The 7,509-nt window shown below is 67.7% G+C and carries 6 protein-coding genes; all 6 read right to left on the bottom strand.

Annotated features, from left to right (window positions below):
- Positions 1 to 391: 391 nt before the first annotated feature.
- On the bottom strand, positions 392 to 1,153 hold the full coding sequence (locus tag RM445_RS16210) for a succinate dehydrogenase/fumarate reductase iron-sulfur subunit (protein ID WP_311557194.1): 762 nt from the start codon (positions 1,151 to 1,153) through the stop codon (positions 392 to 394).
- Complete coding sequence (locus RM445_RS16205) at positions 1,150 to 3,066, bottom strand: fumarate reductase/succinate dehydrogenase flavoprotein subunit (RefSeq protein WP_311557193.1); 1,917 nt, start codon at positions 3,064 to 3,066, stop codon at positions 1,150 to 1,152. The genes RM445_RS16210 and RM445_RS16205 overlap by 4 nt, the downstream gene beginning before the upstream one ends.
- A gap of 5 nt (positions 3,067 to 3,071) precedes the next feature.
- Positions 3,072 to 3,872 carry a hypothetical protein gene (locus RM445_RS16200; protein ID WP_311557192.1) on the bottom strand — a complete coding sequence of 267 codons (801 nt, stop codon included), beginning with the start codon at positions 3,870 to 3,872 and terminating at the stop codon, positions 3,072 to 3,074.
- Positions 3,873 to 4,047: 175 nt separating this feature from the next.
- Positions 4,048 to 4,809 carry a succinate dehydrogenase/fumarate reductase iron-sulfur subunit gene (locus tag RM445_RS16195; protein ID WP_311557191.1) on the bottom strand — a complete coding sequence of 254 codons (762 nt, stop codon included), beginning with the start codon at positions 4,807 to 4,809 and terminating at the stop codon, positions 4,048 to 4,050.
- A 14-nt stretch (positions 4,810 to 4,823) separates the two neighbouring features.
- The gene (locus RM445_RS16190) at positions 4,824 to 6,770 is read right to left on the bottom strand and encodes a fumarate reductase/succinate dehydrogenase flavoprotein subunit (RefSeq protein ID WP_311557189.1); all 1,947 of its coding nucleotides are present in this window, start codon (positions 6,768 to 6,770) and stop codon (positions 4,824 to 4,826) included.
- Complete coding sequence (locus RM445_RS16185; RefSeq protein ID WP_311557188.1) at positions 6,767 to 7,489, bottom strand: succinate dehydrogenase cytochrome b subunit; 723 nt, start codon at positions 7,487 to 7,489, stop codon at positions 6,767 to 6,769. Before RM445_RS16185 ends, RM445_RS16190 begins: the two co-directional genes overlap by 4 nt.
- Between the last annotated feature and the right edge of the window lie 20 nt (positions 7,490 to 7,509).

Raw genomic sequence — 7,509 nt, 5'->3', positions numbered from 1 at the left:
CAAAAAACTCTCCACCACGGACGGGGCCGTAGATATTGAAGAGCCATATCAAAACTGGCACAACACCACCAGTTCCAAACAAACAAGCTCGACACACTGTTGAGTTCTCAAAAGACACCCGCACACCATCCCGCAGCAGCAAGCCACGATCCGGGGCCGTGTTTCCATCAAATCCCACCGTACACCCGGCTCAACCAGAGGTTCACCGAGGGGTACTACGTGGGCCGGTCAGCAGGCCTGGTGACCGATCCCCGAGGGGCTCGTTCTGTCCGGCGTCTCGCTGACTTGGACAAGGTTACGCGCTCGTGTCGGGGGCTGCAAACCGGCCCCCCTGATGCGTCGTTCACGCAGGTCGGAGGGGTCGACGCACCCTCCGACCTGCGTGGAGACGTCAGGATCCGGCGCGGCGGAAGATCTTGCTGCCCAGCCAGACGAGCGGGTCGTACTTGCGGTCGACCACCCGCTCCTTGAGCGGGATGAGCGCGTTGTCGGTGATCTTGATGTGTTCCGGGCAGACCTCGGTGCAGCACTTGGTGATGTTGCAGTAGCCGAGCCCGTGGTCCTCCTGGGCGGTCTCGCGCCGGTCCTCGACGTCCAGCGGGTGCATCTCCAGCTCGGCGACCCGCATGAGGTAGCGCGGCCCCGAGAACGCCTTCTTGTTCTCCTCGTGGTCGCGCACCACGTGACAGGTGTTCTGGCACAGGAAGCACTCGATGCACTTGCGGAACTCCTGGCTCCGCTCGACGTCCACCTGCTGCATCCGGTACTCCCCCGGCGCGAGCTCCGGCGGAGGCGCGAAGGACGGCACCTCGCGGGCCTTCGTGTAGTTGAAGCTCACGTCGGTGACCAGGTCGCGGATCACCGGGAACGTGCGCAGCGGGGTGACCGTGACCACCTCGTCGTCGGCGAACGTGCTCATCCGTGTCATGCACATCAGCCGCGGCCGGCCGTTGATCTCCGCGCTGCACGAGCCGCACTTGCCGGCCTTGCAGTTCCAGCGCACCGCCAGGTCCTGGGCCTCGGTCTGCTGCAGCCGGTGGATGATGTCGAGGACGACCTCGCCCTCGTTCACCTCCACCGGGTAGTCGACGAGGTCGCCACCCTTGTCATCACCGCGCCACACGCGGAAGTGGTGCCAGTGACTGTCGCTCATGCCGATCCCCCTGCTCGGTGTCCGCCGAGCTCCTCGCCGGTGTAGTACTTCTTCAGCTCGTCGAGCTCGAAGAGGTCGAACAGCTCCGGGCGCATCGGCACCTGCTCGCGGCGCACGAGCTCGACGTCGTCCTCGCCCAGGGCCGAGCACACGAGCAGCAGGTGGCGCCAGTCGGCGTCCATCACCGGGAAGTCGTCGCGGGTGTGACCGCCGCGGCTCTCCTGACGCTCCAAGGCCGCCTTCGCCACGCAAAGCGAGACGAGCAGCATGTTCCGCAGGTCCAGCGCGAGATGCCAGCCGGGGTTGAACTCGCGGTGCCCCTCGACCGTCACCGTCCGGGTGCGCGTGGCGATGTCGGCCAACTTCTTGAGCGCCATCTCCATCTCGTCGGCCTTGCGGATGATGCCGACGAGTTCGTGCATCGTCTTCTGCAGCTCCAGGTGCACGACGAACGGGTTCTCCCCGCCGTACGTGGCACTGGAGAACGGCAGCAGCGCCCGGTCGAGAGCAGCTGCCAGGTCGTCGTGGACGATCACCGGCCGTGCGGCCAGGGAGTCCGTGTACTGCGCCGCACCCAGCCCGCACCGCCGGCCGAAGACCAGGAGGTCGGAGAGCGAGTTGCCGCCCAGCCGGTTCGACCCGTGCATCCCGCCGGAGCACTCCCCCGCTGCGAACAGGCCCGGAACCGTCGACATCCCCGTGTCGGGGTCGACCTCGATCCCGCCCATCACGTAGTGGCAGGTGGGACCGACCTCCATCGGCTCGGCGGTGATGTCGACGTCCGCCAGCTCCTTGAACTGGTGGTACATCGACGGCAGCCGTTTGAGGATCTCCTCCTTCGACCGCCGGGAGGCGATGTCGAGGAAGACGCCGCCGTGCGGGCTCCCGCGGCCGGCCTTCACCTCGGAGTTGATCGCCCGGGCGACCTCGTCGCGCGGCAGCAGCTCGGGCGGACGGCGGTTGTTGTCCGGATCGGTGTACCAGCGGTCGCCCTCGTCCTCACTGGTCGCGTACTGCTCCCGGAACACGTCCGGGATGTACTCGAACATGAACCGCTTGCCCTCGGAGTTGCGCAGCACCCCGCCGTCGCCGCGCACCGACTCGGTGACGAGGATGCCCTTCACCGAGGGCGGCCAGACCATGCCCGTGGGGTGGAACTGCAGGAACTCCATGTTGATCAGGGTCGCGCCTGCGCGCAGGGCCAGGGCGTGTCCGTCGCCGGTGTACTCCCAGGAGTTGCTGGTGACCTGGTAGCTCTTGCCGACGCCGCCGGTGGCCAGCACGATCGCCGGCGCGTCGAAGCGCACGAACCGTCCGTCCGACCGGAAGTAGCCGAAGCAGCCCGAGATCTTCCCGTCCGTCACGAACAGGTCCGTGATCGTGCACTCGTGGAAGACCCGCAGGTACGACTCGTAGTCGCCGGTCTCCTTGAAGTCGTCCTGCTGCAACGAGACGATCTTCTGCTGCAGCGTGCGGATCAGCTCGAGCCCGGTGCGGTCCCCGACGTGCGCCAAGCGCGGGTAGGTGTGCCCCCCGAAGTTGCGCTGGCTGATCTTGCCGTCCTTCGTGCGGTCGAAGAGCGCCCCGTAGGTCTCCAGCTCCCAGACGCGGTCCGGCGCCTCCTTGGCGTGCAGCTCGGCCATCCGCCAGTTGTTGAGGAACTTCCCGCCGCGCATGGTGTCGCGGTAGTGGACCTGCCAGTTGTCGTTCGGGTTGGCGTTGCCCATCGCCGCGGCGCAACCGCCCTCGGCCATCACGGTGTGCGCCTTGCCGAACAGCGACTTCGAGATGATCGCCGTCCGCTTGCCCTGCAGGCGCGCCTCGATCGCGGCGCGCAGGCCCGCCCCGCCTGCTCCGATCACCACGACGTCGTAGTCGTGCCGCTCGATCGGCTCGCTGTCGTGCTCGGACATGCCGGTCACCCCACGATCCGCAGGTCGGAGAACCATCCGGCCGAGACGGCCATGATGTAGAAGTCGGTCAGGGCGAGCGTGCCCAGCGTCGTCCAGGCCAGCTGCATGTGCTTGGCGTTGAGCCGGGAGACGAACAGCCACGCCTTGTAGCGCGTCGGGTGCTTGGAGAAGTGGTTCAGCCGGCCGCCGATGATGCTCCGGCACGAATGGCAGGAGATCGTGTAGGCCCAGAGCAGCACGACGTTGGCGAACAGGATGATGTTGCCGAGCCCCAGGCCGAAGCTTCCGTCCGCCTTGAACAGTGCGTGGAAAGCGTCGTAGGTGTTGATCAGCGAGATGATCGCGGCGGCGTAGAAGAAGTAGCGGTGCAGGTTCTGGCCGAGCAACGGCCCGCGCGACTCGCCCTTGTAGCGGCGGTGCGGCTCGGCCACCGCGCACGCCGGCGGCGAGAGCCAGAACGACCGGTAGTAGGCCTTGCGGTAGTAGTAGCAGGTCAGGCGGAACAGCAGCAGGAACGGCAACGTCAACGCCGCGTACGGGAGGATCGGCCAGTCGGGCAGGAAGCGGCCGAAGTGTGCGGCCTGCTCGATGCAGCCGTTCGAGACGCACGGTGAGTAGAACGGCGTCAGGTAGTTGTACTGCGGCACGAAGTACCACTGCTGCATGAACGCGCGCACTGTCGCGTACAAAACCCAGGCACCGAGGCCGATGACGTTGAGCAGCGGCGGCAGCCACCAGCGGTCGGTGCGCAGCGTGCGCGCCGCGATCTCCGCCCTTCCGGCCGCCGAGTCAGTGGTGGATGACACGTCAGTGAGTCCCCATCTCGAGGGGCCCGGGACGGCGCTCCATGAGGAGAGAGCGGGATCACGTCTCCGGGCCGTGTGACCCGGGACTCTACGACGCGGCACCCGTCCGGTGCGGACGGGTGCCGGTCAACTTTGTCGGATGTCCGTGATATGGCTCACGGGCAGGTCAGAGGCCTCAGGCGATGTGTCGCCGCCGGCCGCCGGTGGTCGCGAGCAGGTAGTCGCGGTTGAGCGTGGCGATCACGTCGAGCGGGATCTCCTTCGGGCAGGCCACCGTGCACTGGCCGATGTTGGTGCAGCCGCCGAAACCCTCGGCGTCGTGCTGCTCGACCATGTTGACCACGCGTTCCCATCGCTCGGGCTGGCCCTGTGGCAGCTCGGCGAGGTGCGCGATCTTGGATCCGAGGAACAGCGACGCCGAGCCGTTCGGACACGCCGCCACGCAGGCACCACACTGGATGCACGCCGCCGCCGTGAACGCCCGGTCCGCGTTCGGCTTGGGCACCGGGGTCGATGCCGCCTCGGGCGCGGATCCGGTGGGGGCCGAGATGTAGCCGCCCGCGGCGATGATCCGGTCCAGCGCACTGCGGTCGACGACCAGGTCCTTGAGCACCGGGAACGCCACGGACCGCCACGGCTCGACGGTGACCGTCTCGCCGTCCTTGAAGTGCCGCAGGTGCAGCTGGCAGACGGTGGTGGCCTTCTGGGGGCCGTGCGCGTAGCCGTTGACGACCATGTCGCACGAGCCGCAGATGCCCTCACGGCAGTCCTGGTCGAACGCGACCGGCTCCTCGCCCTCGAGGATCAGCTTCTCGTTGAGGACGTCGATCAGCTCGAGGAACGACATGTCCTCGTCCGCGTTGTCCACCACGTAGTCGACGAGGCGGCCCTTCTCGTCCGGGCCGCTCTGGCGCCAGACCTTGAGCTTCAACTTCATTTGTAACTCTTCCCCTACTTATAACTACGCTGGCTGGGGGTGACGTACTCGAAGACGAGGTCCTCCTTGTGGAGGACCGGGGCCTGGCCCTGGCCGGTGTACTCCCAGGCGGCGACGTAGGAGAAGTTCTCGTCGTCGCGCTTGGCCTCGCCGTCGTCGGTCTGGCTCTCCGCCCGGAAGTGGCCGCCGCAGCTCTCGGTGCGGTGCAGCGCGTCGAGGCACATGAGCTCGCCGAGCTCGAGGAAGTCGGCGACGCGGCCGGCCTTCTCGAGCGACTGGTTCAGCGTCGCCGCCGAACCGGGCACCTTGACGTCGCTCCAGAACTCCCGGCGCAGCTCCGGGATCCGGTCGAGCGCCTTGCGCAGGCCCTCGTCGCTGCGCTCCATGCCGCAGTAGTCCCACATGAGGTGGCCCAACTCGCGGTGGAAGGAGTCGACCGTGCGGTGGCCGTCGATCGACAGCAGCCGGTCGAGGCGCGCCGCGACCTCCGCCTCGGCCTCGGCGACCTCGGGAGCGTCGTCGGGCACCGGGGTGAGCTTGGCGCCGGCGAGGTAGTCGCCGATGGTCGTCGGCAGCACGAAGTACCCGTCGGCCAGACCCTGCATGAGCGCCGAGGCGCCCAGCCGGTTCGCGCCGTGGTCGGAGAAGTTCGCCTCGCCCGTCACGAACAGGCCCGGGATGGTGCTCTGCAGGTTGTAGTCGACCCACAGTCCGCCCATCGTGTAGTGCACGGCCGGGAAGATGCGCATCGGGACCTCGTACGGGTTCTCCCCGGTGATGCGCTCGTACATGTCGAAGAGGTTGCCGTACTTCGCCGCCACGGCCGCCCGGCCGAGGCGCTCGATCGCGGCCGAGAAGTCGAGGTAGACGCCCAGGCCGGTCGGGCCGACGCCCCGCTTGGCGTCGCAGACCGCCTTCGCGGCGCGGCTCGCGATGTCGCGCGGGACCAGGTTGCCGAACGCCGGGTACTGGCGCTCGAGGAAGTAGTCGCGCTGGTCCTCCGGGATGTCGCGCGGGTTGCGGTCGTCGCCCATCTCCTTGGGCACCCACACGCGGCCGTCGTTGCGCAGCGACTCGCTCATCAGCGTCAGCTTCGACTGGTGCTCGCCGCTGACGGGGATGCAGGTGGGGTGGATCTGGGTGTAGCAGGGGTTGGCGAACAACGCGCCCTTGCGGTGCGCCCGCCAGGTGGCGGTGACGTTGCTGCCCTTGGCGTTGGTCGAGAGGTAGAAGACGTTGCCGTAGCCGCCGGAGGCGAGCACGACGGCGTCGGCCATGTGGCTGCGGGTCTCACCCGTCACGAGGTCGCGGGCGACGATGCCGCGGGCGCGGCCGTCGATGATGATCAGCTCGAGCATCTCGTGTCGGTTGTACATCGTGACGGTGCCGGCCTGAACCTGCCGCTCGAGCGCCTGGTAGGCGCCGAGCAGCAACTGCTGACCGGTCTGGCCACGGGCGTAGAACGTCCGCGACACCTGCGCACCACCGAACGACCGGGTGTCGAGCAGGCCGCCGTACTCGCGGGCGAACGGGACACCCTGGGCCACGCACTGGTCGATGATCTGGCGGCTGATCTCGGCGAGCCGGTGCACGTTCGACTCCCGAGCCCGGAAGTCGCCGCCCTTGATCGTGTCGTAGAACAGCCGGAAAACGCTGTCGCCGTCGTTGCGGTAGTTCTTCGCGGCGTTGATGCCACCCTGGGCCGCGATCGAGTGGGCACGGCGCGGGCTGTCCTGGAAGCAGAACGACTCGACCTGGTAGCCCAGCTCGCCCAGCGTCGCCGCCGCGGCGCCACCGGCGAGGCCGGTGCCCACCATGATGATCTTCATCTTGCGCTTGTTGGCCGGGTTCACCAGCTTCACGCCGAAGCGGTGACGCTCCCAGCGGGTGTCGATCGAACCGCCGGGGGCCGCGGAGTCGGAGACCGGCTCGCCCACCGTGTAGTCGACGTAGTTGTTCACAGGACACCCACCAATCCGAACTGGACGGCGAAGGGAACGGCGAGGAAGCCCGCCGTCAGGACCACCGCGAACACCAGCGCGATCGCCTTGTAGCGCATCTGGTACGGACCGCTGGACCGGCCGAGGGTCTGCAGCGCGCTCCAGATGCCGTGCCGCAGGTGGAAGCCCAGAGCGACCATCGCGACCGTGTAGGCCAGCGTCACGTACCAGCGCGAGAAGTCGGCCACCACGTTGTCGTAGACCTCGCCGGGCACACCGTTCGGGTTCAACGTGCCGGTGGTGAGGTCCAGGATGTGGTAGATCACGAACAGCAGGATGATCACGCCGCCCCAGCGCATGGTCCGCGAGGCGTAGCTCGTCGACACCGGGCGGCGGTGGGCGTACTTGACCGGGCGGGCCGAGCGGGCGCGGCGGGCGAGGATGGTCGCGGCGACGATGTGCGCGACCACCGACACCAGCAGCACGACCCGGATGATCCACAGCATGCCCTCGCCGGGCAGCGCCGGTTCACCGATCAGCCGCAGCCAGTGCGCGTAGGTGTTGAGCGCCTGCTCGCCGAAGAAGATCTTCAAATTCCCGAGCATGTGCGCCACCAGGTAGGCCAGCATGACTGCCCCGGTCAGGGCCATGACGACCTTCAGCTGCACCGAGGACAGCCTCGGCGGACGACGACGGACCGGAGCATGGCGGCTGTTGGCACGCTCCCCCATGGTGACCATGGATTAAGGGTGAACGGAGT

Origin of the sequence: Pseudonocardia charpentierae (assembly GCF_031845345.1) — a bacterium.
GTDB lineage: Bacteria > Actinomycetota > Actinomycetes > Mycobacteriales > Pseudonocardiaceae > Pseudonocardia > Pseudonocardia charpentierae.
This window is presented reverse-complemented; position numbering and strand designations above follow the sequence as displayed.

Coding starts and splice junctions, on each gene's coding strand:
- RM445_RS16210 (WP_311557194.1), bottom strand. CDS start 1,153: ATGAGCGACAGTCACTGGCACCACTTCCGCGTGTGGCGCGGTGATGAC.
- RM445_RS16195 (WP_311557191.1), bottom strand. CDS start 4,809: ATGAAGTTGAAGCTCAAGGTCTGGCGCCAGAGCGGCCCGGACGAGAAG.
- RM445_RS16205 (WP_311557193.1), bottom strand. CDS start 3,066: ATGTCCGAGCACGACAGCGAGCCGATCGAGCGGCACGACTACGACGTC.
- RM445_RS16185 (WP_311557188.1), bottom strand. CDS start 7,489: ATGGTCACCATGGGGGAGCGTGCCAACAGCCGCCATGCTCCGGTCCGT.